A 26,374-nucleotide genomic window follows, 5' to 3' on the forward strand; every position below is an offset into this window, starting at 1 on the left:
ATGCTAAATATTGTAAAACTCACTCTGTCATCCGGCTACAGCGCCATCCTCTCCAACTTCTCAATCCCTACAGGCTCGGCGCTTTGCAGAGGCGTAAGAGCGATGCGTTTGGCGTAGTGGTATTTCACATCGTTTATCAGCGGAATCTCCCGACTGGCTCTGGTCATCAGGAACGGTGACGTCGGGCTGGCGGCGGCGAGACTGCCGTTGATGACCCAGGCCCAGGGCGTAATATGGGCGCGTTGTAGGTCTTTTTGCAGGTTTGCCGCTTCAAGCACCGGCGTGGTTTCCGCCAGCGTGACGATAATGACTTTTGTCTTTTGTGGATCTCGTAATTGCATCATCGGGGTTATCGTTTGATCTTCAGCCAGACCTCTCTGGCGCACCATTTCGCGATGATAGGCTCCCGTGGCGTCCAGCAGCAGTAGGGTGTGTCCAGTCGGGGCGGTATCCATAATAACAAAGCGATCGTCAGCTTCTTTAATCACGCGGGAGAAGGCCTGAAAAACCGCAATCTCTTCTGTGCAGGGAGAGAGCAGGTCTTCCTCCAACACGGCAAGCCCCTGTGCATCAAGCCCCTTTCCCTGATTTTCCAAAACGAAACGGCGGTAGCGCTCCGTTTCTACTTTAGGGTCAATACGGCTGACTTGTAAATTCTCCAGCGAGCCGTCCAGCGTATAAGAAAGGTGAGCAGCCGGGTCCGACGTCGTCAGGTGTACTTTATGCCCCCGCTTTGCCAGTGAGACTGCAAGAGAGGCGGCAATTGTCGTCTTGCCGACGCCGCCTTTGCCCATAGTCATTATTAGCCCTTTGCCGGTGAGGCTGAGTTCATCAACCAGCGAGGACAGCTTGGGCAGAGTAACGGCATCCGGCTGTTCAACGGGAACCGCTACTGGCTCGTTTCTCTCGATAAACAGCTCACGCAGAGCCTCCAGCCCTACCAGATTGAAGGGCTTTAGAGGCAGCTGAGAGCGAGGCAGTTTTGCCAGATTTTCCGGCATGTCGCGCAGCGCTTTGTCCTCGCGGGCCAAAATGCTCTGCGCCAGAACGTCGTTTTCACCAGCCTCTGGCGGCAGAACACCGTTAATCGCCAAATGTTGGTGATGCAGGCCGATTTGATAAAGCTCATCGTACGTGTGGGACACCTCTTTCAGCGTGGAGGACTGAGCGCGGGCGACCAGTACCAGACGCGTTAGCGAGGCGTCTGCCAGCGCGTTAACCGCGTCCGCGTACTGGTGCTGCTGCTTTTCCAGCCCAACCAGAGGGCCGAGATTGGCTGCCGCGTCTGGGTTTGCTTCCAGATAACCGCTCCAAGCTCCCGGCAGCTCAAGCATGCGAATCGTGTGGCCGGTTGGCGCAGTATCAAACACTACGTGATCGTACTGTTGGCGCAGCTCTGCGCTGGTTAAAAGCCCGGTGAACTCGTCGAAGGCCGCAATTTCCGTGGTGCAGGAGCCTGACAGCTGTTCTTCAATGCTGCTTATTACGTCAGCGGGCATAAGGTCGCGTACGGGATCCAGCACTCGCTCCCGATAGGCCTGCGCAGCGGCCATCGGGTCGACCTCCATAGTGGCAAGATTGGCAACGGTTTTTATGGCGACGATGCGGTGTCCGATCTCCTGCTGGAACACCTGCCCCACGTTAGACGCAGGGTCGGTGCTGACCAGTAGCGTTTTCTTTCCACGATCGGCAAGCCATACTGCGGTCGCGCAGGCAAGGGAGGTTTTTCCAACGCCGCCTTTGCCGGTGAAAAAAATGAAAGGGGGAATGTCATTAATAAAAGGCATGTTCATATACGGTCTCTCTATCAAAATGAGCGATGTAGGGCTTAGGGAATACGCGGAACGTTGCAGCAGGAGGAAGAGTTACGATCGTCTTCTTCACTCGGTGAGAGATAAACATTTCCCCAGCGGCCAAGATCCTGTCGGGTTGGCAGCCTTCCCGCCATCACGATAGCCCCGTCTAGCAGCACTATCGGCAGAGACTGAATGCCCGACGCGTTAAGAAATGCCTGGACGGTGGCGCTGGCAACAAAGCGCTGTGGGTGTTTTGTCAGACTGTAGCGGTGAATATCAATGCCGTTTCTCTTCGCCCATTCAAAATCGGCATTTAGCGCAACGGCTTCAGGCTGGATAGTGACGCTGCTGGTGGCGCAGCAGCCGCCGGATTCGAAAATTTCTAACTTGGACATATCGTGACCTCAGTGTTGTATTTAACGACTTTGCACTGAAGTAAACGAACGAGTCGGGAAAAGGATGCAGGGGAGAGCGTTTTTTTATATTCACTCTTACCACTCTTTTCAGGAGAAACAGACTGTTTATGGTAAGGTAGATGAGCTAGGTTACTGATTGTGCTACGCATGCCCTGAATTTCCTATAGGAAATGAGAAGTCGAGCACTGCGGGTGCATAACGATAAACGTACAGGGAGTTGTCTTAGTGAATATGTCTGAAGATGGATTAAGTCTCGTTAAAGGGATTATGTCTACGGCCACCAAAATGGCCTACCTGCTGAACAGTGATAAAGAGTACGCCGAAGAGGCGGTGGAAAGGTTTAGCCAGCTTCTTGAAGAGCATATTGATGAGGTCGGAGAAGACGATTTTATCGATAGCCATCACGAAGGATATCTTGGATATTCTCTGGCGACCTTTATTGATGAAGCGTCGCTTGGCAACAGCTTCATGGTGGACTGGAAGGACACGGAGTCGGCGTTAGACTGGCTGGACTCTGCCTTGGAAAATGAAGATGTCAGTATCGACCTGCAGTATGACGTCGATGACCCTATCAGCGAGCTCGATGCCCATCAGATTTTTGTACGCAGCAATCTACAGCTCAGCGCTATCGGCTACAGCCTGCTGGGGCTGGATACGGGCGATGACTGCTATAGAGAGATCCTGCTGCCGTCTGAGTCAGTCGATCGGTTTATTCAGCTCGCGGCAGAGATGGGCGTTGAGATAACGATGAATGACGTTGAAGAGGATTTGTCATAGCTGAACAGGGAATCGATTAGGCATTAATGAGTGAGCTGAGCGTCGTGGTGTCTATGAGGGCATGTTTCTATGACAGCAGACAGAGGTAGCCTCGTTGCTTTCTATATCGCACAGCTCCATCATTTTGCTTTTTAATCGGCTTCTTGCCCTCAGCAGTCGGGACTTTAAGGCAGTAAGGGAAATCATCAGCTCTTTCGCAACCTCCTGCTGGGGGCGCTGTCGCAGATCACACTCTTCCAGCAGGAATCGCTCTTCGGCATCAAGCGCCTGTAGCGTTTCGGGCAGGCAGACAGACAGTGTCTGAAGTGCGTCGATGTGGTGCGCTTCCTGTAATGTCTCATCGACAAGCTCGGTGAAGTCTTTAGCGGTGCGATAGGTGTCTATTAGCCTGTTTCGAGCGGTTCGGTACAGCCAGGCTCTGGGATTTTCGATGCTGCAAAAGCTGTCCGCATGGGCATGAGCCTGCAGAAATACGTCCTGTAACAGATCTTCCGCTCGGTCTCGATCGCCGATTTGTGCTAATAGAAACCGGTAGAGTTCTGTTTTAAGACTTTCCCAAACGCCAGTCATACAGGCGTTTAGCTCTTCAGGGCTTGCGGTGGCCGATTCAACTTGCAGCGTCATCTTCTTTATCCACATGGGGTGTTTCATCATCCTGACAGCACTCTTCGGTTAAAAAAGCGATAAGGGCGTCTAGATTTTCATAGCGAGCGCGGCAAAGCAGAGTTCTACCCTGCCGTTCCTGATGTATCAGATCGACGGAAAGCAGTGCTGAGAGGTGGTGGCTTAAGGTTGAAGATGGAATAGCCAGCCGCTTTTGCAGTTCTCCTACAGATAGGCCCTGACGCCCCGATTTCACCAGCTCTCGGTAGACGCTCAGGCGAGTTGGGTGACCGAGCTCTTTGAGGGTTTGCGCTGCCTGTTGGCATTTCATGTACATACACACTTATATTTCTATATTTCCGGGAATATAGTTTTTTGGTGAAAAAAAGTAAAGTCCCGTCTTGGCCGATTGAGCGCGGCTTCCTGATAACAGAACAGTAGAAATTAGTCGAGATCGGGCAGCCAGTTATACCGCTGACAGTGCCAGCGGATAATGTCGATCATCTTTTCTGCCGTTTGAGTTAGCGGAATTTTGCGCGGGTAAATCAGCACGAAGTGCGCAGAGGGCAGCTTTTCCTTAATGGGCAAAATGCACAGCTTGTCTCTATATTCGCTAAGCTCAACGCGAATCGTCGACAAAATGCCCAGGTAGTCGCTGTACATCAGCAGCGGTAGCCCGCATACCAGAGAGTCGGAGCGGACGGCAATGGCAGACTTATGCAGCCTAAAGTAGGGGACTCTTTCTTCTATCTGCTTAAAAAAGCCGATGTTGGCGTCTGTCAGCCACCATTTGGCATCGGTCAATTGACTAAAGGACGTGCACTTAGCGTACGGGTGATCCTTGCGCGCAATAATGCCAAAGTGCGCAGTAAACAGGGCTCAACGATGAACTCGCTGAGAGAGACGTCATCAGACTTGACGCCGATAACAAAATCCAGCTTTCCCTCCCTTAGGCGCGGCAGGTGAACAGGCATCTGGGCATCTTCAATAATAATCTGGGCTTCGGGTCTTTTCTGGCTGAACTCCTGAATAATCTGAGGCAGCAGGCTGATTGCTAAAATAGGCGAAATGCCAAAGGCGACGGAGCCCTGCGATATCTGTTGGATTACGTGAATCTCTTCAGCGGCCTTTTGCATCTCTTCCAGAATCAGGTTGGCGCGTGAGGAAAAGGCTCGCCCTGCGTCGGTGAGCGTCACGCCAAAGCTGCCCCTGATAAGCAGAGGCGCGCCCATCACGCTTTCCAACTCTTTGACCGACCGCGTTAGCGCAGGCTGCGTTTGACCCAGCGCCTTTGCCGCTGCGCGAATGCTGCCGTGCTGGACAATGGCCTGAAACGCCAACAGCTGATTGAGTTTAGGTAAATGCTTCATTGGTAATCACCCTATGCATAAAAGGCATCACACACAAGATAATACCATCTGGTTAATCCTCTGTGTTTATATATGATTCATTTTAAGCGGATAAGTCACATAATTAAGATAAATAAAGCGACGCTCTGCATTTATTTAAAAATATATATTTAAAAAATAAGTGAATTTATTTTCATTAATAAATTCAATGGGTTGATTTTATCTTTTACTGTGCCTTTTTAATAAGATGTTGTCGTTAAATTCATTTTATTAACTATTAATTAACGCCAATAAAACGCTTTTATCAAACTGAACATTATAAATATAAAACAGTATCCAAAGTATTACTTATAGAAACTATCAAGGAGCACGTAAGAATGGCTATTTCAACTATCCCCTGGGGGAGAGACCTGCCTCATTCGACGAGCGACGAAGCGGAAGCCAAGAACTGGGGCTATTGGCAAAATCGCATCAATCGCGCTTCGCTGGTCATGCTGTCGGAAACCGGCATCGTTTCCCCCGAAGAGGCTAAAATCATCGCTCTTGCTCAGCAGGCCGCAGAGGCCAAGCAGTCTGAGCCCGGTGCTGAGCCGCTGACGGACATTATGCCGCTGGAAAACCTGCTGATTGCTCAGTGTGGGCAGATGGCGACCCTGATCCACACCGGGCGCAGTCGTCAGGATATTTTCGCTACCCTCAATCAGGCTCGCCTTCGCCTATCGCTGCTTGATTTTTCTGAGAATTTCAACACGCTGCGCGAGCGTATTCTGACCATCGCCAAAGAGAACACCAAAACCTGGATCCCAGCCTACACAAACGGCGTACAGGCGATGCCGATAACGCTTGGTTTTTACTGCTGGGCATTTTTAGCCTCTTTTGAGCGGGATTTTGACCGTATTCGTGAGGCATGGGCGCGCGTAAATCGCTCTGCGCTAGGGGCGGCGGTGTTGGCCAATTCCCATTGGCCTATCGATCGCCAGCGTTTGGCTGAGCTTTTAGGCTTTGATGGCCCGGTAGTTAACGGGCTAGACAGCACGCAGGTCAGCCTGTTTGATGTGCCCCTCGAAACGGCAGGCATTGCGCAAAACGTCGCTATTCGCATCACCACGCTAATGCAGGATATCGCCCAGCAGTATTCGCAAACGCGCCCGTGGATGCTGCTGGATTCAGCCGCCGCCTACGGCTCTTCAGCGATGCCGCAAAAGCGCAACCCCGGCGTTATTCAAAAGGTGCGTGCAAAAGCTAGCGACGTCATTGGCGCAGCTCAGACCTCCGTTCTCCGTGCCCACAACCTGCCGCTTGGCATGTACGACAACAAAGAAAGCGTCTCGGAAGACAACACAGCGGTTTTTGTTCAGGCTGTGCACATGCTTCAACTGACTAACTGGGCCTTCTCTATGCTGAAGGTTCTGCCAGAGCGCGCCCTAGAAGAGCTCAACAGCGACTGGACCTGCTCCATGGCACTGGCGGAGAGGCTCCAGCAGGTTCACGCGGTTCCCTTTAGGGTTGGTCACCACTTTGCCAGCGATATCGTGACGCTGGCGCGAGATAAGGGCTATTTGCCAACAACCTTCCCCTATGCAAAGGCTGTGGAGATATATAGCGACGTCACCAAACAGCTTGGCTGGCAGGACGGCGCGCTGCCGCTGACGGAGGCGCAGTTCTACCAAACGCTTACGCCAGAGTACGTTGTTTCCACGCTACAGGGGGCAGGTTCTCCCGCACCTCAAAGCGTTGAAGAAGGATTAAAACAGATAGAAAAAAGACTCAGTGAAGACCAGTTCTGGCTAAGTGGGAAGCGGGATTCACTTAAGAGTAAAGATGCACTGCTTGATTCACTTTTTGAAACCTTAACGAAGTAACACACAAATAATATCAATGGTGACTATATGACATGGATTATCGTGGGCTTACTGATAGTAATAGCCACTTTCTGGTTAATTATTAAGAACTATGAAACGCGGCTGGTGCTGTCCCTTTCCGGCGCGCTGATGGCTATTCTGGGTGGAAACCTACCGGGCGCTGTGGACGCCTTTATCAAGCAGTTCGTTAACGGCGGTCTGGTGCCGACGATCTGTACCGTGCTGGGCTTTTCCTACGTGATGAACTACACCAAGTGCTCAGATCACCTAGTGGCGATGATGACCAGCATTCTGAGGCGCGTGCCCATCATTATTTTACCGGGTACGGTTATCGTGACGTTCTTCCTTAACATTGCGCTTCCCTCCGCTGCAGGCGTTGCGGCTGCCGTTGGCGCGCTGCTGATCCCTATGCTGCTGGCGCTGAAGGTCAAGCCGGGGATGGCCGCTTCTGCTGTCTATTTGGGTACTTGGGGTTCGGTTATTTCTCCCGGCCTGATGTTCAACCCACAGATCGCCGATATGGCCAAGGTTGACGTCATGACCGTTATTGCCACCACCACGCCTTCTGTGCTCATCAGCTTAGGCATTGCAGCCGTTCTGTTAACTCTGATGGCTAAGGTGATGAAAGAGGGCGTCGGGTCTAACACTGAGGCTGTGGCAAACAGCGAAGATCAGGGCGCCATGAAGGTGAACTATATTTACGCGATGGTACCGGTACTTCCGCTGGCACTTTTGGTGTTAGGCTCTAAGCAGATTGGCCTGACCCCCTATATGTCAGTGCCTGAAGTTATGCTGCTAGGTTCCGTGATTGGATTTGTGGTGACTCGCTGCAATCTGGGCGAAGGCACGAAGAAGTTTTTCCGCGGCGCGGGTGACGGTTTTGCCGATGTGGTTGGCTTGATGGCTGCTGCTGCTATGTTCTGTGCGGGTATGGACTCTATTGGCTTAACCGGCGCGCTGGTTGACGTGATGAAAGAGTCTCAGGCTGCCGCTCAGTTTGCCGCCGCGGCAGGGCCGTTTACGATGGCTGCCATCTCTGGTTCGGGCAACGCCGCTGCGCTGGCCTTTAACGGTGCGGTAGTACCGCACGCCGCTGACTTTGGCTATGGCATTGTCGAGCTTGGCTCGGTGTCGCAAATTGCCGCTGCTCTGGGGCGTACCATGTCTCCTGTTGCTGCTGCAGCGATTATCTGTGCCAAGCTGGCGGGCGTAAACCCAATGGAAATCGCCAAGCGCAACGCCATTCCGACAATTGGTGCCACCATTGCTGTGACGCTGCTGCTTCTGTAACGCTAAGAAAAAATATCTTTAACGCCAAGCCCGCATTCTGCGGGCTTTTTGCTCATATCTAACCAAAAAAAGCAGTCAAGACGGTCGTTTTCCCCTATGATACCAACGCTTTCTAACAACGATAAAAGTAAGGATATCGCGATGAATAGGTTAGGGAAAACGCTGCTCTCACTCATAGGCTTTTGCCTAATACCGCTGTTAACGTCGTGCAGCGCGCTAGAAAATTCAGACCGCGTGCAGATTGTCCAGCTCGGCGACTTTTACCCTATTCGCAGCCATGCCGAAGAGAACGCGCCCGACGTCCATAACGCAGTGAGTACCTCAGTGAAGAACCGGTGCGGCTGCTCTTACATTGCCATATCGCCGGCCTCATTGGGAATGAGCGAAGAGGCGTTTAATCAGCTATGGCGAGATCTGCGAAAAAATACCGGGCAGGGGCGCTTCTACCGGCTCACCTACGGCGAGTGCGCCAAAGACAGCCTGCTGGTGACTAAAATTGTTGACTGCTCAGACGGTGCCTGCGGTAAAGAGTATCGAATAGACACCAGTAAGATGTGGCTCAACACCTGGAGCTGGGCGGGAGACAATATCCCGATGACCCGCAACGGGCAGTATACGTCAGCAGGCAGCAAAAGCTCCGCGCAGTACTTTATCAACCTGCCGCTAAAAGAGGTGCCGGAACAGGGCGCGTGGAAGGTTGAAATTCGCTACACCGAAAATCCGGACGTTATCGCCATGGATGCCTATGTGGACAACGCGGACTTCCTGCTGGGAAAGTTTATTCTCGACTATAAAGCTCACTACTTAAGCGGCAATCTCTATGAGGAAGGCGGTTTCGATCGGCAGGGAAAGTCGCAGGGAGGAGCGCAAGGTAAGATAACGTCATACTATGACTCACCCGGAAAAGTGCGCAGCGTTAGTCACTTTAAGGATGGAAAGCTGCACGGTGAGTTCGTCTCCTATAACAAAAACGGTACCGTAGCAAAAAAAGAACAATATCTTCTCGGTAAAGACGTGACCAAAAACGGCATCGTTTATGGCTCTGAAGGACAGATCCTTGAGCGATATAATTACAACAGCAACGGTAGGAAAGAAGGGACTTGGCTCAACTACTACCCTGATGGAACGCTTAAGCTGAGTGAAAGCTATGCTAACGGGACGCTGGTCGGCACCTCAGAAGAGTACTGGCCAAACGGCAAGATTAAGCTGAAAAATACCTATAAAAACGGAAGCAGCAGAGCGCAAGTAAAATGGTATGAAAGCGGGCAGAAAGAGTCAGAGTCTTTCTATAACGATAAACATCAAAGTGTCGGTACTCACAAGTCGTGGTATGAAAACGGCAATCTGTACAGTGACTATCGCTATTATGCCAACGGCAGACAGGCCAGTACGGCCCTATGGAATAGCGATGGGCATCCCTCTTCACGCGAAACGTACAGCATTAAAGGGGAACGTCGCAGCAGCGAGCGCTGGTTTGTTAACGGTAAACTAAGAAGCCGGACAGTCTATCAGAACGGTCAGCTGGCCGTTGAAGAGGAGTACTTCGACAACGGTCAACTGAAAGAAAGAGCGCGCTGGTCAAACGGTAACAGGAAAGATCGCGAGGAATGGCGTAAAGACGGCACTCGCTATGAGAGAGTGAAGTATAACAAGAAGGGCGAGTTCACCCTGATTGAAAAATACGATCAAAAAGGGAAGCTGGAAAAGCGCCATAAGTATGAGCGATAGCTATGACCAATAGCCACGATCGATATCGCCAGCCGGCGCTGGGGTCGGTATGTGGGCCAATGATACCCACGCTTTCAAAAAACGATAAAACTAAGGATATCGCTATGAATAAGTTAGGGAAAACGAAGCTCTCACTTATAGGCTTTTGCCTAGTACCGCTGTTAACGGCGTGCAGCGCGCTAGAAAATTCAGACCGCGTGCAAATTGTCCAGCTCGGTGACTTTTACCCCATTCGCAGCCATGCCGAAGAGAATGCTCCGGACGTCCATAACGTAGTAAGTACCTCAGTGCAGAACCGGTGCGGCAGTTCTTACATTGCCATATCGCCGGCCTCATTGGGGATGAGCGAAGAGGCGTTTAATCAGCTATGGCGAGATCTGCGTAAAAATACGGGGCAGGAGCGCTCTTACCGACTCACCTACGGCGAGTGCGCCAAAGACAGCCTGCTGGTGACTAAAATCGTTGACTGCTCGGACGGTGCCTGCGGCAAAGAGTATCGAATAGACACCAGTAAGATGTGGCTCAACACCTGGAGCTGGGCGGGAGACAATATCCCGATAACCCACAACGGGCAGTACACGTCGGCAAGCGGTAAAAAAAACGCGCAGTACTTTATCAGCCTGCCGCTAAAAGAGGTGCCGGAACAGGGCGCGTGGAAGGTTGAAATTCGCTATACCGCAAATCCGGACGTTATCGCCATGGACACCTATGTGGATAACGCGGACTTCCTGCTGGGAAAGTTTATTCTCGATTATAAAGCTCACTACTTAAGCGGCAATCTCTATGAGGAAGGCTCCTTCAATCGGCAGGGGAAATCGGAGGGTAAGACGATTCACTACTATGACTCTCCGGGAAAGGTAAGGCTGATTAGCCACGATCAGAACGGCAAAGTGCATGGAGAATTCGTCTTTTACAATGAAAACGGCACGTTGGCGGAGAAAAGGCAGTACATTCTTGGTAACAATGTGACAAAATACGGCATCGTTTATGGGCCTGAAGGGCAGATCCTTGAACGGTATAGCTATAGCAACAGCGGCCGGAAAGAGGGAGCCTGGGTCAAATACTACCCAGATGGCACACTTAAGGAGCGCGAAAACTACGCGAATGGCACTCAGATTGGCTCGTCAGAGAACTATTGGCCAAACGGCAAGATAAAACTGAAATATATCTATAAAAACGGCCGCAGAGTGGCAGAGACGCAGTGGTATGAAAGCGGCCAGAAAAAGTCAGAGTCTTTCTATAACGATAAATATCAAAATGTTGGTACGCACAAGTCGTGGTATGAAAACGGCAAGCTGCACAGCGACTACCGCTACTACGCTAACGGCAGACGTGCCAGTACGGCTCTATGGAATAGCGATGGGCATCCCTCTTCACGTGATGTGTACAGCCCTAAGGGGGAGCATCGCAGCAGCGAAAGCTGGTTTGTTAACGGTAAACTAAGAAGCCGGACAGTCTATAAGAATGAACAAACGTTTGTCGAAGAGGAGTGGTTCGACAACGGCCAACTGAAGGAAAGAGTGCGCTGGTCAAACGGCAACAGGAAAGACAACGAGACGTGGCGTAAAGACGGCACTCGGCACGAGAGAGTGCTGTATAACAAGAAAGGTGATATCACCCTGATTGAAGGATACGATCAAAAAGGGAAGCTGGAAAAGCGCTATAAGTACAACCGATAGCTACAGCGTGTTTATTGATACGATGGCCTGCGTAAAGCGCAGGCCTTTCTATTTTTAGTTGCGTGAGCGCACGTAGTCCAGAAAGTGCTTTAGCCCGTAGGGCATGTGCTGCCTATTGGGGTAGTAGAGCCGAAAGCCGGGGCGTTCCGGCAACCATTCATCTAACACAGAGATCAGCCTCCCCTGTGCAATGTGCTCTTTCACCTGCTCGTGAATCAGATAGCCAATCCCTGCGCCGGTCAGCACGGCGTCCAGCTCAAGATCCAGATCGTCCACCTGAATGCTGCCCTGAGGGGCAACGTCAAACTGTTCTCCTTCTTTCGAGAATTCCCAGTGAGAGGCTCTGCCGCTGGGAAAGCGAAAAACAATGCACTGGTGGTGAGTCAGGTCACAGGGGTGAAGCGGGACGGGAAAGCGCTCGAAGTAGTCCGGCGTCGCGACGACGACGAGGCGCACTGGTGGGCCGATCGGCACCGCAATCATGTCTTTCTCAACGATGGCGCTGAGCCGGATGCCTGCGTCAAAGCCCTCTTTGACGATGTTTGTCAGGCTGTCAGTGGTAGCTATTTCGACGCGAATATCGGGGAACTGGCGGGTAAATTCTATCACGAGCGGCATCAGAAACAGCTTCGCCGCCTGACGCGCCGAGTCAATCTTCAGCGTGCCAATCGGCGCGTCGCGAAAGCGGTTAATTTCGTCCACCGTGGTGTAAATCTCATCGAAGGAGGGGCGAAGCCTGTCGTAGAGACTCAGGCCTGCTTCGGTGAGCGAGACGCTGCGGGTAGTCCGGTTAAGCAGGCGGATCTTTAGCCGCTGCTCCAGCTGCTTGATGGCGTGACTGACTGCCGAGGGCGATACTCCCAGAGAGACGCCCGCCGCGCGAAAGCTTTTGTGCTTGGCGACGGCGATAAAGGTTTCAAAGTCCGACAGGTTAATCTTCATTGATGAATTTTATTCACTAACTCATGCTAAAAGTGCTCATTTACAGGATTATAGCCGAAACGTAAAGTGGCGCTATCTTAAATTTCAGGAGAGAAACGCGATGGAAAATTCAGCAAAAGGCCACATGTACATCATTTGGGCGCACCCAAGGCACGACTCGCTAACGGCGAAAATCGTCAGTGAAATCCGCGATGAAGCGGAAAAGCGCGGGCAGAGCGTCAGCGAGCTCGATCTACACCGCAGCGGCTTTAATCCAGTGCTTGAGCAGGATGACGAGCCAGACTGGAACGACCCGAAGAAGGCCTATACCGACGAAGTCCATCGCCTGTTTAACGACGTGCAGCAGGCCGACAGCATTGTGGTGGTGTTCCCCGTTTGGTGGTACTCCTTCCCGGCTATCCTGAAAGGCTATTTTGACCGCGTGTGGAACTACGGGCTGGCCTACGGCACGGGACACCGCGTCAACGCTAAAAATATCCGCTGGGTGCCGCTGGTGGGCGGTTCAGAAGAGAAGTTTGTCGTGCAGGGAAGAGAGAAAAACCTGTCTGATTTCGTCAACGGCATGGCTTTCTACGCCCACATCGACCATTCCGACGTGGAATACATCTACAACACCATTGGCGTTGAAGAAGACATCATGGAAACGGCGGAACATTACCAGAACATGTTCAACGCGGCTCGCAGAATGGTGGGCGAGCTGGTCTCCGCCTAATACTGAGCCCGCAGCGCGTATGTCGCACTGCGGGCTGCTGGGCTGCTTGAGCTACTGAGCCAGTTCGCGCATCACTTTAATCAGGTCAGATTTGCCCTCAAAGCCAATGCCCGGCAGCTCTGGCATCACGATGTGCCCGTCCTCAACTTTCACCGAATCCGGGAAGCCGCCGTAGGGCTGAAACAGGTCAGGATAGCTTTCGTTGCCGCCCAGCCCTAATCCTGCTGCGATGTTCAGCGACATCTGGTGGCCGCCGTGAGGAATGCAGCGGGACGGTGACCAGCCAAACTGCTCGAGCACGTCCAGCGTGCGCAGGTATTCCACCAGCCCGTAGGACAGGGCGCAGTCAAACTGCAGGTAGTCGCGATCAGGACGCATGCCGCCGTAGCGCAGTAGGTTGCGGGCGTCCTGATGGGAGAAAAGGTTTTCCCCGGTCGCCATCGGTCCCGGATAGAATTCAGACAGTGCCGCCTGTAGCGCGTAGTCCAGCGGATCTCCAACTTCCTCGTACCAGAACAGCGGATATTCCCGCAGCATTTTGGCGTAGGCGATAGCGGTTTCCAGATTAAAGCGGCCGTTGGCGTCGACGGCCAGTCGCGCTTCGCTGCCGATCTCCTCCAGTACGGCTTCAATACGGCGCTGGTCTTCTTCCAGCGAAGCGCCGCCGATCTTCATTTTCACCACGTTATAGCCGCGATCCAGATAGCTGCGCATTTCGTTGCGCAGCGCGCTGAGATCCTTGCCGGGGTAGTAGTAGCCGCCAGCGGCGTAGACGAAAACCCTTGGATTAGCTTCAATCCCCTTCATGTCGGCCAGCAGGCGAAACAGCGGTTTACCGGCAATTTTCGCTACTGCGTCCCAAATCGCCATATCCAACGTGCCGACGGCTACCGAGCGCTCGCCGTGGCCGCCCGGCTTTTCGTTGGACATCATGACATTCCAGATCCGGTGAGGATCCAGATTGTCGCCTTTGTCGTTGAGCAGGCTTTCAGGAGAGGCCTGTAAAATACGGTCGCGAAAGCGCTCGCGAATCAGTCCGCCCTGACCGTAACGGCCGTTAGAGTTGAAGCCGTAACCCACGACGCGCTTTCCGTCCACCACGACGTCAGTGACGACAGCAACCAGGCTAGTGGTCATTTTACTGAAGTCGATATAGGCGTTTCTAATCGGTGAGGCGATGGGTTTAGTCACTTCCAGTACGTCAACAATACGCATGATAATCTCCGGCTGTTAGCTATCTTAAAATCTGAGTCCGCTTTCTCACACTGCGCCGAACCTGTTCTTTTCGGTTATGCCGTTTACTTTGGTAGAGACGCAAAGGAAAAAATAAAAACTTCTCATCGAACCTTGCTGAATCCCACTCTATGCGTTTACAGTCTGCTCATCTAATGCCGATACGGACTTCTGTTATGCAAGATATGCATCGTTTTGAGCTAACGTGGCTTGAGGACTGCGTTGCGCTTGCAGACGCGCTTAACTTCTCCAAAGCGGCGTCTTTGCGTTATGTGACCCAGCCCGCATTTAGCCGCCGTATCCAGTCGCTGGAGGAGTGGGTCGGCACGCCGCTGTTTATTAGAAATCGCCGCAGCGTTCAGCTAACGGAGGCGGGTAGGCTGTTTTGTAAGCAGGCTCCCGATCTGCTCAGAGAGCTGTACGCCCTAAGAGACGAAGCGCGGGAGGCCGCAGGAAAAGGGCAGCCAGGCGTTGTTTTCTGCGCCACACACGCGCTGTCGTTTACCTTCTTTCCCGAACTGATGAGGCGAAATGACAGCATCGCCCGCTTTGGCGCCTTCCGCCTGCTATCAGACACGATGCGGGCGTGTGAAAAAATGCTGATTCAGGGGGAAGCCCAGTTCCTGCTTTGTCACCATCATCCCCACATGGACAGCGAGCTTGATACCGAACGCTTTACCAGCGTACGCATGGGGCAGGATGTGCTTATTCCCTACAGCGCAGCGCGACCGGATTCCCATGAACCGATTTGGACGGCAGACGGCAAAACGCCGTTTCCCTACCTGTCGTTTAGCAGTGAATCCGGTTTGGGGCGGATCGTGGCGAACGCTGCCTTTATGGGACGTATGCGAAAATCCATGCGCACTGCCTTCACTTCCGACCTGGCCGCCACGCTGCTCGCTATGGTGCGCTCCGGCGACGGCATCGCCTGGCTGCCCCAAACCCTTGCCGAACAGGACGTGCAAAGCGGCAAGATTACTCCCGCCGCAGATCAGCAAAGCGGACTGTGGATCCCTGTCGATATTCACCTGTATCGACCGATAAACAGAATGCCGCAGGCGGTGGAAGGGCTGTGGGGGAGTTTTTGTGAATAATATTTAATGAGACATGGAAAAGAAAATTCATACGCTATTTTAATGCACAGCTATAACTTTATTTTTAAATTCTTTTTCAGTTTTTATTTAATATTTGAGTCTTTGTAATAATTAGACTTTAGTCTATATTTTTCGTTAGTTACTTTTTGTTTTATAAGGTGTATTTTTGTCATTTGGTTTTGTTTTTTAGCTTGTTAATAAGATAAAAAATAAAAATACTCTTATCGTTTGGTATATTTTTCTGATTTCTCCCTCCCCCATTTTTTAAATTAAGTTCATGTGATAATTTCTATGACGATTAAATTATTAACTTTGTATACTTTATTAAAAAATCTGATATGAAAAATTGAAGGGGAAAGCATTGAGAGGTCCAAAACAAAAGCAAAAGCCTTTTCCCGTCGTCGAATATCAACAGTGTCCCGCAAAGACGTATCGGGATGACGATGGAAACTTATTGCAGGGACGCAGCGTCTATGAGCACTGCCTGATCGTTGGCTCAGTGGCTAATTGCTTGATCGCCTATTTCCCTGAATCTCTACGTAAGCTTTTCCCCGAAGGCAGTGCGTTAGTTGCGGCCTGCCACGACGTCGGCAAGCTGTCGCCGACGTTCTATCTGCGCCTGCAAATCGCCCTTAAACTCGCCTCGTCGCCCTTGGCGCAATCGCTGCTTTCTTGCCTGGCGTTTTCGCCCCAGCCCAAAATGACGGAGATTAGCCATTTTGAACAACGGGGATGGAGTGGCCACGCTGGGGCAGGAGCGATTGCGATGGAGGATATCTCGGGAAGTTCCGTTATCGGCGCGATAGTCGGGCAGCATCACGGCCGCCGTGCTGCTACTAGCATCCACTGTGCAAATAGCGAGGTGCTAGGCGGCGAAGCGTGGCAGCGAGAGCGCCGCGCGCTGGTTGAGGCGCTGCAGCGGGAGTTTAATGAGCCTTGGCCTGCTATTAACGACTTTGCACCGCGCCAGCTTCTGGCAGGATTGACCTCGGTTGCCGACTGGATTGGCTCAAGCCGTGCATTTGATAATCCCGCTTTACCTTGGAGAGAACAGCTTCCTCTGGCACTGGATACCGCAGGGATCGTTGAGACGCCGCAGTTTTTACCAAACCTGACGTTTGGTGACATATTCAAAGATGAAACAGGACACCCCTATCACCCCAACGAAGCCCAGCTTTTGCTCCATGAGGCAATAACGGGACCGGGCGTTTACGTGCTGGAAGCGCCTATGGGGTTAGGGAAAACCGAGGCTGCTCTGTATGCCGCATATAAGGTTTTGGCCGCAGGACAGGCAAACGGCATCTATTTTGCCCTGCCTACCCAGCTTACCTCCGACAAAATTCATCAGCGGTTTTCTGCATACTTACAGGCGATTTTGGCGCCGGACAGTCAGCACAGGCAGGCGTTGCTGCTACATGGCAAGGCGCATTTGCAGGCGCAGGAAATGGGCGAAGAAGGCAAACCCGGCGGCAGCTGGTTTGCATCGCGCAAGCGCGGCCTGCTGGCTCCGTTCGCTGTCGGTACTCTCGATCAGGCACTGATGGCGGCGATGAACGTCACGCATGGGTTTGTTCGTGCTTATGGGCTTGCAGGTAAGGTCGTCGTCTTGGATGAGGTACACAGTTACGATTCCTTCACTAGCCTGATTATGCATAGGCTCGTTGAAATATTACGCGCGCTTCACTGCACCGTCATTATTCTTAGCGCCACGCTTACACAGTCGCGCAGAGCAGCGCTGCTGTCTGCTTCATCTACTGACAGCGATGCCTATCCGTTAATTAGTGCACAGCCACATCTGTCACCAGACGTATTTAGCCTGCCGCTGTCGCCTCCCGCATCAAAAAAAGTCGATTTACAGTTTGTTCCTTACGATCCGGCGCAGGCGCTGGAGGAGGCGTTACGGCGCGCAGAGCAGGGGCAGCAGGTGTTGTGGATTGAAAATACCGTAAGCGACGCACAGGCTCGCTACTTTGACTTCGCCGCCCGCTGCGCGGAAATGGGCATTGAGTGCGGCCTATTGCATTCTCGATTTACGCCGCGCGATCGCGCAGAAAAAGAGGATATCTGGGTCAATCTGTATGGCAAAAGCGGCTGGGCGGATCGCATCCGCGCTGGTCGTGTGCTGATAGGGACTCAGGTTCTTGAGCAATCGATAGACATTGACGCCGATTTCTTAGTCACCCGTTTTGCGCCGACCGATTTGCTGATGCAGCGCCTCGGGCGGCTTTGGCGACACGCGCAGACGCCGCGCCCGAAAGGCGCGCGCTGCGAGGCGTGGATATTAGCGCCGGAGGTGGACGCTGCGACGGCGTCTCCCGAACGGGAGTTCGGCGCTAGCGCACTGGTGTATTCGCCTTACGTTCTTTGCCGCTCGCTGGAAGTTTGGCATGCACGTTCTGGCGTGTCTTTGCCTGAGGATATTCGCCCCATGCTGGAGGCGACCTACGTTGAGCGTGAAGAGCCAGAGCCGATGAGCCGGTGGAAGCATGAGCTGTTTAACGGCAGAAAAATTTGGCCTGCCCGTAAGGGCGTTAATGAGCTTGAACAGCTCGCCCGCCTGACGCTTTCGAGTGAGTCGACAACGCTGCCGGAAAGCCGCGCTCGGACGCGCTACAGCGAGCAGGATAACGGTGCTTTCCTGTTACTGCGCGCCGTCATCCGTGATGAAAAAGCCAAAACGATCCGCCTACAGCTGCTTGATGATGAGTGGCTAGAAATTCCGAAGCAGCGCAATCGGCTAGATGAAGCCCTGTGGCGGCAATATTCCCTGCGTCTAGAGAGTGAGCGCGTATCGCTGCGTTGTACGCAATACCCTGACGCAGTGGAAGGTGAATGGATTTGGGATTGCGGACTGCGGCACCTGTTCTATGCCGGAAATCCTGCAGAAAATGAGGATCGCGAGCTGAGAGTGGCGATAGTGGGGGCCGACGGCGACCTGCGCGGGATTGACGGTGAGTTTCAGTCGGCCCGCTACCTCTATAGCTATCGGGCCGGCACGGGCCTTCGCATTATGAAAAAGGAGCAATAAAGATGGAGGAGTCGGGTAATCGCTTTAACCTTATTGACGAACCTTGGATCCCGGTTGTGGATGTAGGGCGCGTCAGCCTAAAACAACTGTTTAGCGATCCGCAGCTGCGTGCGTTGGGAGGAAATTCGATACAGAAAATCGCCCTGATGAAGCTGCTGCAGGCTATTTGTCAGGCCGCCGTAACGCCGGAAAACGATACGCAGTGGCGTGAACTCGGCGTCGATGGCTTGTGTTATGCAGCGCTGAACTATCTGGAGAAATGGCGAGATCGCTTCTGGCTGTATGGCGAAAGGCCGTTCTTGCAAATGCCTGCGGTTGTGCGGGCGGAGGTTAAACCCTTCGGCACGGTGCTGCCGGAGGTGTCCACTGGCAATACCACGGTGCTGACGCAAAGCCAGAGGGAGAAGCCAATGAGCGATGCGGATAAGGCGCTATTGCTGGTGGTGCAGATGAGTATGGCGCTGGGGGGTAAAAAAACGGACAACGGCGTAGTGTTGACGCCGGGTTATCCGGGGAAAACTAACGACAAGGGGAAACCTGCGACCGGCAAGTCCGGCTCTGCGCTGGCGTTTATGGGGTTGATGCACAGTTTTTGCGTTGGTGACACTCTGCGGGAAACGCTGTGGCTGAACCTCTTTACTGCTAACGATATCGCCGCTCTGACACAATATCCGTCCGGTTTAGGACGAGCTCCATGGGAGGAAATGCCCGAAGGTGAAGATTGTCCCGTTGCGCGTGAACTGAAACGCAACCTTATGGGGCGATTAGTACCGCTGGGGCGCTTTTGCCTGCTGGCCGAGGGCGGGCTGCACTATAGCGAAGGTATTAGCCACGGTAACTATAAAGAAGGGTTTTACGATCCTTCCGTGTTGATTAACAAGAAAGGGAAAGAGTTGAAGGTTAAGTGGACCGACCCCGGTCGCCGCCCCTGGCGGGAGCTCACCTCACAACTGGCGTTTTTACAATCGCAGGAGTCTGAATGGGAATGCGAGCAGCTGCGCATTGCTATTGAAAAGGTCCGCCGAACAAAAATCACGTTCGGCGTTTGGTCCGGCGGCCTGAGAGTCAGCAGCAACGCGGGAGAGCAGTACGTTTCTGGTTCAGACGATCTGGTGGAGTCTTTGTTTCATTTGGATTCTAGCGAATTGACTCAGATATGGTTTTCCCATTTTCAAGGGGAAATGGGCGCACTGGACCAGATGGCGAAGCGTCTGTTTGGCTGTGTTAGCAACTGGTGTCGCGAAATGAAGCTGGAGCCTAAATCAATTGCGCCCTTGGCGACAGAGCTGTTTTGGCAGCTTTGCGAACGTCAGGCGCAGGATCTTATTGATAGTTGCCTGGATCTCGACGCGCGTTTGCAGCTGCGCAGGCAGTTTACCCGTTGGCTGTATCAGGCTTTCGATAGTTTCTGCCCTCACGACACGGCACGCCAGCTTGACGCGTGGGCCAAGAGTCGCCCTAGCGTTGCAGACTATCTTGATATGGATGTACCCGAGAAGGAGAACGTATGAGTACCATAACAGAGCGCCGCACGCGCAGCGGCGAATTTATCAGCTACCTGTTCAGGCTCTGCCAGCAGGATAAGGGCGCCGCCGCTCGCCTGCGTCGCGCGGCCAACCCTGCGACCGAATATCAAAGCTGGGAGGTTTTAGGCGGCTTTGGTATCAAGCTTGACAACGATACTGAGCGACGCGTTCATGCGCTGATAGCCTCAGCCCTAGCAAACAGCCGTGCGGAGAAAAACGGTTCGCTGAAGCTGGGGAAGGCTATCTTTGACAGTTATCCTAAAGACAACGACAGCAAACAGGCTAAGGCTCGGCTTCTCCGACTGCTGGCGTGTGATTCAGCGCAGGAGGCCTGTTTGATTCTGCGGCCGCTGTTAAAGCTGATTCAAAGTCGCGTGTCGCAACCGCTTGATTACGAGCTGTTACTCAACGAACTTTTATGGTTTGGCGATAAAACTAAGGCTCGATGGGCGCAACAGTTCTATGCCAGAGAGGAACGCGAGGAGAGCAGTTTATGACGCACTATATCAGCGCACTGCGTCTGGACGCACATGCCTGTCGTCAGCTAAAGATTACGGACGGCTATAGCCTGCACCGCGTGGTGTATAGCCTGTTTGACGACGTCCGTTCCGATGAACAGAAGCAAGGGTCTGTCGCCAGCGGCATCCAATGGGTTGATAAAGGCGGCGACGCTCGCGGACGGCGCGTTCTGATCCTTTCAAATCGGCCGCCGAAAGAGCCAGAAGTGGGAGTGCTGGAAACTCGCACCGTGCCGGAAGACTTTCTTTCCTATCGTCACTACCGCTTCACCGTCTGCCTGAATCCAACAAAGCGGGATAGCCAGACGCGCAAATTGACCCCGATACGCGGGCGTGAAGCCATTAGTGCATGGTTTTGCCAGCGCGCATCAATCTGGGGATTTCACGTCGACCCGCAACAGGTTCAGGTCGACGGCGTTAAGGTGATGCAGTTTGACGCAGGCGTTCAGAAAAACGTCACGTTGCAGCAGGCGACCCTAAGTGGGCGGCTCACCGTTGTGGAACCCAACCTGTTTGAAAGCAGCTTTATGAGTGGCGTGGGGCGTGGTCGCGCGTTCGGCTGCGGCCTGTTGCAAATCGTTCCTCTCCCTGAAAACGACCTTTTTGATTAAAACAAGGAAGACGTCATGACTTATTTGAAAAATACCCGTATTGAATTCCATATTCTGCAATCTTTCCCCGTTACCTGCTTAAACCGCGATGACGTCGGCGCGCCGAAAAGCGCCATTGTCGGCGGCGTTACCCGTGCACGAGTTAGTTCACAGTGCTGGAAGCGTCAGGTGCGCTTAGCGCTTCAGGAGTTTGGCATCAAGCTTGGCGTAAGAACTAAAAAGGTGAAAGAGTTTATTTATCCACATTGCGTTGCTTTGGGTGCCAGTGAGACTCAGGCGGAAGGCTGTGCGGAAAAAATAGCGGAACTTCTGGCTGACGATACGCTGTTGTTTGTCAGCGACGCAGAGGCTGCCGCCTTTGCTGCCTATGCCAAAGAAAAGGGCTTTGATGCTGCGCAGATCAAAGAGAAAGAGCTGGAGAAACTGGCGAAGAAAAACCTCAATGTTCATTTGGATGCGTTGGATATCACTCTGTTTGGTAGAATGGTCGCTAAGGCGGCGGATATGAACGTCGAAGCGGCGGCCTCATTTAGTCATGCTATTTCCACACATAAAGTGAGCAATGAGGTGGAGTTTTTTACCGCGTTAGACGATCGACCTGATGGACTTAATTCTGCGCATATGGGAAGTCTGGAGTTTAACGCCGCTACCTACTATCGCTATATCAGTCTTGATTTAGGCCAGCTGGCGCAGACGTTAGGGTTGGATGGAGATCCTACTTCTGCCGAGTTGCTGCGTCAGGCGGTTGCCGCATTTACTAAAGCGCTGTTTGTTGCCGTACCTTCCGCCCGCCAGACCACGCAGTCCGGCGCCAGTCCGTGGGAGTTTGCCCGCGTGCTGGTTCGGCAGGGGCAGCGTTTACAGGTTCCGTTTGAAACGCCCGTTAAGGCGGAGCAGGGAGGGTATTTACAGCCCAGCATCAACGCATTGAATAAATATATTAATGAAAAAGAGAAGCTTAGCGGTTCGCTGTTCGGCAAGCTGGGCGACTACGCGTGGGGCGAGGATCTAGATTATTCCATCGATAGCCTAATTCACGATCTGCAACGCCACGCGGGGTAAGCCATGGACGAGCGCTATTTGCTCCTCTGGCTGGAAGGGCCGCTGCAAAGCTGGGGACACGATTCTCGCTTTGGCCGCCGCGACACGCTGTCGTTTCCGACCATGTCCGGCGTGTGCGGCATTCTCTGCGCCGCGCTGGGTGCGGGCGGTGAGCAGCGTGAGCTTCTGGCCGCAGTAACGAGGGGAGACTGGCGCGTTCGCGCGCTGGTTAGTGAGGATAAACGTGCCGCTGCGCCACCGCTGCGCGATTTTCATATGGTCGGCAGCGGCTATGACGAAAGCGATCCGTGGCAGCTGTTGCTGATCCCTAAAACAAGCGAAGGTAAAAAAGCCGTCGGCGGCGGTACGAAAATGACCTACCGCTACTATTTACAGGACTGCGTTTTTGCCGTTGTAGTGCCGATGGAGGCGGAGTTAGCACAGCGTATTTCCGAGGCGTTGACCTCTCCGGTATGGGAACTCTCGCTGGGGCGAAAAAGCTGCGCGCCTACGGAGTTTATTGGGCAGGGGGTCTTTGATACGCCGCAAGAGGCGTGGGCGCGCTGCGATACTCTGGCTGGGGAAAAAGGCCGCGTTGCGGGTTTTGACGTGCGAAGCGGCGCTTATCCCGAGGACGGAGAAGTGTTAACCCTTAACGACGTACCGATTCAGTTCGGCGTTGATAAGCGTTATCGCGATCGTCAGGTGACCGTTATCAAACCGTAACGCAGGCGGGCCATATAGGCCCGCTGTTAATTTAGGGAGGATACATGGCGAACGGTCGACGTCTCTTTGTCAAAATTACCCGTGAATCTCTACCGCAGGTTAAGGATAAATATCCGTTTATCTATCTGGAACGAGGCAGGTTGGAGATTGACGACAGCAGCCTGAAGTGGTTGGACTCTGAAGGCAACGTCGTACGCCTGCCAGTTGCTACGCTCAATACGCTGCTTCTCGGGCCGGGAACGTCCATTACCCACGAGGCGGTGAAAACGGCGGCTGCGGCCAACTGTTCTCTTTGTTGGGTGGGGGAGGATAGCCTGCTGTTTTATGCCGCTGGATTTCAGCCTACGGCGGACAGCCGAAATCTGCGGCGCCAGATGGAACTGGCCTGCGACAAAAAGCGCGCGCTGGAAGTCGCCAGAACGATGTTTTCCGAGCGTTTTCCCGATGCCGATCTGGAGGGAAAAAGCCTAAAGGAAATGATGGGTATGGAGGGAAATCGAGTACGCATGCTGTATCAGGAAAAGGCGCAGCACTACGGAGTTGGTTGGAAAGGGCGGCAGTTTACGCCAAATCGCTTTGAGCTAAGCGATACGACTAACCAAATCCTAACGTCGGCCAATGCGGCTTTGTACGGCATCCTTTGTTCAGCGGTACATGCGATGGGCTATTCTCCTCACGTTGGTTTTATTCATACCGGTTCACCGTTACCGTTTATTTACGATTTAGCCGATTTGTACAAAGCGGAGTTGAGCATCGATCTGGCCTTCGCGCTGAATAAGGAAATGGCAGGGCAGTATGATAAGCATCTGTTGGCGAAACGCTTTCGCGAGCGGGTTATCGCCATGGACTTGTTGACACTGGTGGCCCGAGATATCACTCGCCTGCTGGGAGAGGGAAAGAAATGATAGTCGTCGTTGCCAACGATCTTCCTCCCGCGGTGCGTGGCCGCATGAAGCTTTGGTTTGTCGAGCCTAAAGCTAATGTGTTTGTCTCCGGCGTTAAGGACTCCGTCGCTAATCACGTTGTGAACTATCTGCTAGGCCACTGCCCGACGGATGCGGGCGTGATCATTTTTAAAAGCCTGCCCAACCCGCCCGGCTATGAAATCAGAACCGTCGGGCTGCCTGATAAAACCCTTTGTGAGATATCTGGTTTGCAGCTGGTTATTGAGAAAATGCTGACAGCAGATTAAGTTGCGAACCCAATATGTGGGTTGTTTAGGGGCTCTTTAACAATATATTGGTGTCTTCTCCACGTACGTGGAGGTGTTTCTGTTGGTTATTGGCTCGACTGCAATATGGAGAAGTCTTCTCCACGTACGTGGAGGTGTTTCTTTCTTGAGTCCATAAAAAAGGGTAAGGCTGTTGTCTTCTCCACGTACGTGGAGGTGTTTCTATCGATAAAGTGCTGTGCCATCTCTTTATCATGTCTTCTCCACGTACGTGGAGGTGTTTCCTGACCTGAGTGCTCTACATCTTGTTTATCACGGTCTTCTCCACGTACGTGGAGGTGTTTCCTGCCACCTGCAATGTGCACCCTGCAATCTGTAGTCTTCTCCACGTACGTGGAGGTGTTTCCAGGCTCGCAAACTGTGCTTGCTCGGTCACACCGTCTTCTCCACGTACGTGGAGGTGTTTCCAAGATGCGCCACCGATGGACTTTGACGACGATGTCTTCTCCACGTACGTGGAGGTGTTTCCACTGAAAGTTAAAGTTAGCTCAGCATTTGCTCGTCTTCTCCACGTACGTGGAGGTGTTTCTATCCCCTGACATATCCGCTTGAACTTGTAAGCGTCTTCTCCACGTACGTGGAGGTGTTTCCAGTTGCTGGCATTCTCGGTACTAGCTATATAGGTCTTCTCCACGTACGTGGAGGTGTTTCCGTGGTTGCAAAAGATACTCTTATCCGAGTGACGTCTTCTCCACGTACGTGGAGGTGTTTCTTACAGGCCGCAGTTCGCGCGATGCTTTTCTAAGTCTTCTCCACGTACGTGGAGGTGTTTCTGAGCCACAATCTGGCAGACAAGACACCGGAAGGTCTTCTCCACGTACGTGGAGGTGTTTCCCAGCAGATTGCACTATTCGGCCAGACGACAGAGTCTTCTCCACGTACGTGGAGGTGTTTCTGCGCTCTACTGACCCTCAACCCCTCGACATTTGTCTTCTCCACGTACGTGGAGGTGTTTCTGGTACACGCTATGTTTCTTGATGTTGGTCGCCGTCTTCTCCACGTACGTGGAGGTGTTTCTGATGTAAGTGTGATCTGGCAGGCCGGCACCGCGTCTTCTCCACGTACGTGGAGGTGTTTCTTGTCGAAAGTGCATTCTTGGTGCAGTGGCTGGGTCTTCTCCACGTACGTGGAGGTGTTTCCTAACCCGCCTCCGATTAGGGAGCGGTCAGTCGGTCTTCTCCACGTACGTGGAGGTGTTTCCGTGAGGCGCAAAAGCGAGGTGAAGCTCTCTTGGTCTTCTCCACGTACGTGGAGGTGTTTCCTGTGCCCAGACTCCGGAGTCGTCTGCGGGGATGTCTTCTCCACGTACGTGGAGGTGTTTCCGCCCGACGAACACGAGCTGGAAGACTGAAGAAGTCTTCTCCACGTACGTGGAGGTGTTTCTGTTAATGTCCATGCTACCACCGCCAAGATACTGTCTTCTCCACGTACGTGGAGGTGTTTCTTTAATTAAAGAATGTTTATCTAAATCTTGGAGGTCTTCTCCACGTACGTGGAGGTGTTTCCATTATAAAGGACGTTCTTCGGAATTTAGTGCTGTCTTCTCCACGTACGTGGAGGTGTTTCCTACAGATATGTTCAGACTGAGATTTGTGCATTGTCTTCTCCACGTACGTGGAGGTGTTTCCAACTTGGTCAGGTCGGGTCGATGAGCAAGCGCGTCTTCTCCACGTACGTGGAGGTGTTTCTCGAAGGCTCTCGTAAAAGCCTTCTGTTATGACGTCTTCTCCACGTACGTGGAGGTGTTTCTGATTTGATTTCATCGATATGGCGCCACAGGCCGTCTTCTCCACGTACGTGGAGGTGTTTCTATCCGACCCCGTATGTCCATAGCAGACAGTGAGTCTTCTCCACGTACGTGGAGGTGTTTCCCCGTCCGTCATGAATCATGACTTTTCGATGATGTCTTCTCCACGTACGTGGAGGTGTTTCTTCGCGCATGACCCATCAAGATATATGGCGTTTGTCTTCTCCACGTACGTGGAGGTGTTTCTCGCGACGCTTACAGCGCTTGCGGAGCGGATACGTCTTCTCCACGTACGTGGAGGTGTTTCCACGTTCGTTAACGGTGATAACTACGTGGGGCAGTCTTCTCCACGTACGTGGAGGTGTTTCTGTTGGCGGCAGCCTCACTGTGCGAGCTTCGAGGTCTTCTCCACGTACGTGGAGGTGTTTCTAGCACCGCTGAGAACATGGCCGCCATGCCGAAGTC

At 52.8% G+C, this 26,374-nt stretch carries 21 protein-coding genes, 1 pseudogene and 1 CRISPR repeat array (1 of these 23 only partly in view); of the genes and pseudogenes, 15 read left to right on the plus strand and 7 right to left on the minus strand.

Annotated features, from left to right (window positions below; genetic code table 11):
* Positions 1-35: 35 nt before the first annotated feature.
* Both arsA and DQM29_RS02915 read right to left on the minus strand, forming a co-directional pair.
* Positions 36-1,793: an arsenical pump-driving ATPase gene (gene arsA / locus DQM29_RS02910; protein ID WP_111739226.1), complete on the minus strand. Its 1,758-nt coding sequence runs from the start codon at positions 1,791-1,793 to the stop codon at positions 36-38.
* A gap of 35 nt (positions 1,794-1,828) precedes the next feature.
* Entirely contained in the window at positions 1,829-2,191 is a 363-nt protein-coding gene (locus tag DQM29_RS02915) for an arsenic metallochaperone ArsD family protein (RefSeq protein WP_111739227.1), read from the minus strand.
* Positions 2,192-2,443: 252 nt separating this feature from the next.
* Here DQM29_RS02915 and DQM29_RS02920 point away from each other — a divergent pair, with 252 nt between their 5' ends.
* Positions 2,444-2,989 (plus strand): DUF6630 family protein, encoded by a 546-nt coding sequence (locus DQM29_RS02920; RefSeq protein WP_422385819.1) that lies wholly within the window; start codon positions 2,444-2,446, stop codon positions 2,987-2,989.
* Positions 2,990-3,040: 51 nt separating this feature from the next.
* On the opposite strand, the gene DQM29_RS02925 is transcribed toward DQM29_RS02920, so the two are convergent.
* The 3 genes and pseudogenes from DQM29_RS02925 to DQM29_RS18665 all read right to left on the minus strand — a co-directional run bounded on the left by DQM29_RS02925 (position 3,041) and on the right by DQM29_RS18665 (position 4,962).
* The gene (locus DQM29_RS02925) at positions 3,041-3,559 is read right to left on the minus strand and encodes a sigma-70 family RNA polymerase sigma factor (RefSeq protein ID WP_111741968.1); all 519 of its coding nucleotides are present in this window, start codon (positions 3,557-3,559) and stop codon (positions 3,041-3,043) included.
* Positions 3,560-3,596: 37 nt separating this feature from the next.
* Positions 3,597-3,923 carry an ArsR/SmtB family transcription factor gene (locus DQM29_RS02930; protein WP_111741969.1) on the minus strand — a complete coding sequence of 109 codons (327 nt, stop codon included), beginning with the start codon at positions 3,921-3,923 and terminating at the stop codon, positions 3,597-3,599.
* A gap of 113 nt (positions 3,924-4,036) precedes the next feature.
* Positions 4,037-4,962: pseudogene (locus tag DQM29_RS18665) on the minus strand (LysR substrate-binding domain-containing protein).
* Positions 4,963-5,318: 356 nt separating this feature from the next.
* Here DQM29_RS18665 and DQM29_RS02945 point away from each other — a divergent pair.
* The 4 genes from DQM29_RS02945 to DQM29_RS02960 all read left to right on the plus strand — a co-directional run bounded on the left by DQM29_RS02945 (position 5,319) and on the right by DQM29_RS02960 (position 11,500).
* Entirely contained in the window at positions 5,319-6,803 is a 1,485-nt protein-coding gene (locus DQM29_RS02945) for an argininosuccinate lyase (RefSeq protein WP_111739231.1), read from the plus strand.
* A gap of 27 nt (positions 6,804-6,830) precedes the next feature.
* Positions 6,831-8,093, plus strand: coding sequence for a C4-dicarboxylate transporter DcuC (dcuC, locus tag DQM29_RS02950; protein WP_111739232.1), 1,263 nt, complete (start codon positions 6,831-6,833; stop codon positions 8,091-8,093).
* A 141-nt stretch (positions 8,094-8,234) separates the two neighbouring features.
* A complete protein-coding gene (locus tag DQM29_RS02955) occupies positions 8,235-9,821 on the plus strand; it encodes a toxin-antitoxin system YwqK family antitoxin (protein ID WP_170126476.1) in 1,587 nt (528 codons plus the stop codon).
* 104 nt (positions 9,822-9,925) lie between these two features.
* Positions 9,926-11,500: a toxin-antitoxin system YwqK family antitoxin gene (locus DQM29_RS02960; RefSeq protein ID WP_170126477.1), complete on the plus strand. Its 1,575-nt coding sequence runs from the start codon at positions 9,926-9,928 to the stop codon at positions 11,498-11,500.
* Between the two features lie 54 nt (positions 11,501-11,554).
* On the opposite strand, the gene DQM29_RS02965 is transcribed toward DQM29_RS02960, so the two are convergent.
* Positions 11,555-12,442, minus strand: coding sequence for a LysR family transcriptional regulator (locus tag DQM29_RS02965; RefSeq protein WP_111739235.1), 888 nt, complete (start codon positions 12,440-12,442; stop codon positions 11,555-11,557).
* A 100-nt stretch (positions 12,443-12,542) separates the two neighbouring features.
* On the opposite strand from DQM29_RS02965, the gene DQM29_RS02970 reads away from it, so the two are divergent.
* The gene (locus tag DQM29_RS02970; RefSeq protein ID WP_232054847.1) at positions 12,543-13,154 is read left to right on the plus strand and encodes an NAD(P)H oxidoreductase; all 612 of its coding nucleotides are present in this window, start codon (positions 12,543-12,545) and stop codon (positions 13,152-13,154) included.
* 51 nt (positions 13,155-13,205) lie between these two features.
* Here the strand turns inward: DQM29_RS02970 and DQM29_RS02975 are convergent, their stop codons facing one another.
* On the minus strand, positions 13,206-14,369 hold the full coding sequence (locus tag DQM29_RS02975; RefSeq protein WP_111739236.1) for a mandelate racemase/muconate lactonizing enzyme family protein: 1,164 nt from the start codon (positions 14,367-14,369) through the stop codon (positions 13,206-13,208).
* Between the two features lie 194 nt (positions 14,370-14,563).
* On the opposite strand from DQM29_RS02975, the gene DQM29_RS02980 reads away from it, so the two are divergent.
* The 9 genes from DQM29_RS02980 (at position 14,564) to cas2e (ending at position 24,123) form a co-directional block, all read left to right on the plus strand.
* The gene (locus DQM29_RS02980) at positions 14,564-15,481 is read left to right on the plus strand and encodes a LysR family transcriptional regulator (protein WP_111739237.1); all 918 of its coding nucleotides are present in this window, start codon (positions 14,564-14,566) and stop codon (positions 15,479-15,481) included.
* A 454-nt stretch (positions 15,482-15,935) separates the two neighbouring features.
* Positions 15,936-18,509 carry a CRISPR-associated helicase Cas3' gene (cas3, locus tag DQM29_RS02985; RefSeq protein ID WP_232054848.1) on the plus strand — a complete coding sequence of 858 codons (2,574 nt, stop codon included), beginning with the start codon at positions 15,936-15,938 and terminating at the stop codon, positions 18,507-18,509.
* Between the two features lie 2 nt (positions 18,510-18,511).
* Positions 18,512-20,020: a type I-E CRISPR-associated protein Cse1/CasA gene (gene casA, locus DQM29_RS02990; protein ID WP_111739239.1), complete on the plus strand. Its 1,509-nt coding sequence runs from the start codon at positions 18,512-18,514 to the stop codon at positions 20,018-20,020.
* Positions 20,017-20,532 (plus strand): type I-E CRISPR-associated protein Cse2/CasB, encoded by a 516-nt coding sequence (gene casB / locus DQM29_RS02995; protein WP_111739240.1) that lies wholly within the window; start codon positions 20,017-20,019, stop codon positions 20,530-20,532. The genes casA and casB overlap by 4 nt, the downstream gene beginning before the upstream one ends.
* On the plus strand, positions 20,529-21,164 hold the full coding sequence (cas6e, locus tag DQM29_RS03000; RefSeq protein ID WP_111739241.1) for a type I-E CRISPR-associated protein Cas6/Cse3/CasE: 636 nt from the start codon (positions 20,529-20,531) through the stop codon (positions 21,162-21,164). The genes casB and cas6e overlap by 4 nt, the downstream gene beginning before the upstream one ends.
* 15 nt (positions 21,165-21,179) lie before the next feature.
* Positions 21,180-22,226, plus strand: a complete 1,047-nt coding sequence (gene cas7e / locus DQM29_RS03005) for a type I-E CRISPR-associated protein Cas7/Cse4/CasC (protein WP_111739242.1) — start codon at positions 21,180-21,182, stop codon at positions 22,224-22,226.
* A 3-nt stretch (positions 22,227-22,229) separates the two neighbouring features.
* Positions 22,230-22,931 (plus strand): type I-E CRISPR-associated protein Cas5/CasD, encoded by a 702-nt coding sequence (gene cas5e, locus DQM29_RS03010; RefSeq protein ID WP_111739243.1) that lies wholly within the window; start codon positions 22,230-22,232, stop codon positions 22,929-22,931.
* A gap of 44 nt (positions 22,932-22,975) precedes the next feature.
* The gene (gene cas1e, locus DQM29_RS03015) at positions 22,976-23,836 is read left to right on the plus strand and encodes a type I-E CRISPR-associated endonuclease Cas1e (protein ID WP_111739244.1); all 861 of its coding nucleotides are present in this window, start codon (positions 22,976-22,978) and stop codon (positions 23,834-23,836) included.
* Positions 23,833-24,123 carry a type I-E CRISPR-associated endoribonuclease Cas2e gene (gene cas2e, locus DQM29_RS03020; protein ID WP_111739245.1) on the plus strand — a complete coding sequence of 97 codons (291 nt, stop codon included), beginning with the start codon at positions 23,833-23,835 and terminating at the stop codon, positions 24,121-24,123. Before cas1e ends, cas2e begins: the two co-directional genes overlap by 4 nt.
* Before the next feature lie 52 nt (positions 24,124-24,175).
* Positions 24,176-26,374: direct repeats of the CRISPR family, unit length 28 nt; unit sequence GTCTTCTCCACGTACGTGGAGGTGTTTC; it runs 208 nt beyond the window's last position.

The sequence above is a fragment of the Leminorella richardii genome, assembly GCF_900478135.1.
Taxonomy (GTDB): domain Bacteria; phylum Pseudomonadota; class Gammaproteobacteria; order Enterobacterales; family Enterobacteriaceae; genus Leminorella; species Leminorella richardii.

Bases quoted from the DNA above. Each gene is read 5' to 3' on its own strand.
- cas5e (WP_111739243.1), top strand. From the start codon at position 22,230: ATGGACGAGCGCTATTTGCTCCTCTGGCTGGAAGGGCCGCTGCAAAGC.
- dcuC (WP_111739232.1), top strand. From the start codon at position 6,831: ATGACATGGATTATCGTGGGCTTACTGATAGTAATAGCCACTTTCTGG.
- DQM29_RS02915 (WP_111739227.1), bottom strand. From the start codon at position 2,191: ATGTCCAAGTTAGAAATTTTCGAATCCGGCGGCTGCTGCGCCACCAGC.
- cas7e (WP_111739242.1), top strand. From the start codon at position 21,180: ATGACTTATTTGAAAAATACCCGTATTGAATTCCATATTCTGCAATCT.
- DQM29_RS02930 (WP_111741969.1), bottom strand. From the start codon at position 3,923: ATGAAATGCCAACAGGCAGCGCAAACCCTCAAAGAGCTCGGTCACCCA.
- DQM29_RS02920 (WP_422385819.1), top strand. From the start codon at position 2,444: ATGTCTGAAGATGGATTAAGTCTCGTTAAAGGGATTATGTCTACGGCC.
- DQM29_RS02970 (WP_232054847.1), top strand. From the start codon at position 12,543: ATGGAAAATTCAGCAAAAGGCCACATGTACATCATTTGGGCGCACCCA.
- DQM29_RS02945 (WP_111739231.1), top strand. From the start codon at position 5,319: ATGGCTATTTCAACTATCCCCTGGGGGAGAGACCTGCCTCATTCGACG.
- casB (WP_111739240.1), top strand. From the start codon at position 20,017: ATGAGTACCATAACAGAGCGCCGCACGCGCAGCGGCGAATTTATCAGC.
- DQM29_RS02975 (WP_111739236.1), bottom strand. From the start codon at position 14,369: ATGCGTATTGTTGACGTACTGGAAGTGACTAAACCCATCGCCTCACCG.
- DQM29_RS02925 (WP_111741968.1), bottom strand. From the start codon at position 3,559: ATGACTGGCGTTTGGGAAAGTCTTAAAACAGAACTCTACCGGTTTCTA.
- DQM29_RS02955 (WP_170126476.1), top strand. From the start codon at position 8,235: ATGAATAGGTTAGGGAAAACGCTGCTCTCACTCATAGGCTTTTGCCTA.
- arsA (WP_111739226.1), bottom strand. From the start codon at position 1,793: ATGAACATGCCTTTTATTAATGACATTCCCCCTTTCATTTTTTTCACC.
- cas1e (WP_111739244.1), top strand. From the start codon at position 22,976: ATGGCGAACGGTCGACGTCTCTTTGTCAAAATTACCCGTGAATCTCTA.
- DQM29_RS02960 (WP_170126477.1), top strand. From the start codon at position 9,926: ATGAATAAGTTAGGGAAAACGAAGCTCTCACTTATAGGCTTTTGCCTA.
- DQM29_RS02980 (WP_111739237.1), top strand. From the start codon at position 14,564: ATGCAAGATATGCATCGTTTTGAGCTAACGTGGCTTGAGGACTGCGTT.
- cas6e (WP_111739241.1), top strand. From the start codon at position 20,529: ATGACGCACTATATCAGCGCACTGCGTCTGGACGCACATGCCTGTCGT.
- casA (WP_111739239.1), top strand. From the start codon at position 18,512: ATGGAGGAGTCGGGTAATCGCTTTAACCTTATTGACGAACCTTGGATC.
- cas2e (WP_111739245.1), top strand. From the start codon at position 23,833: ATGATAGTCGTCGTTGCCAACGATCTTCCTCCCGCGGTGCGTGGCCGC.
- DQM29_RS02965 (WP_111739235.1), bottom strand. From the start codon at position 12,442: ATGAAGATTAACCTGTCGGACTTTGAAACCTTTATCGCCGTCGCCAAG.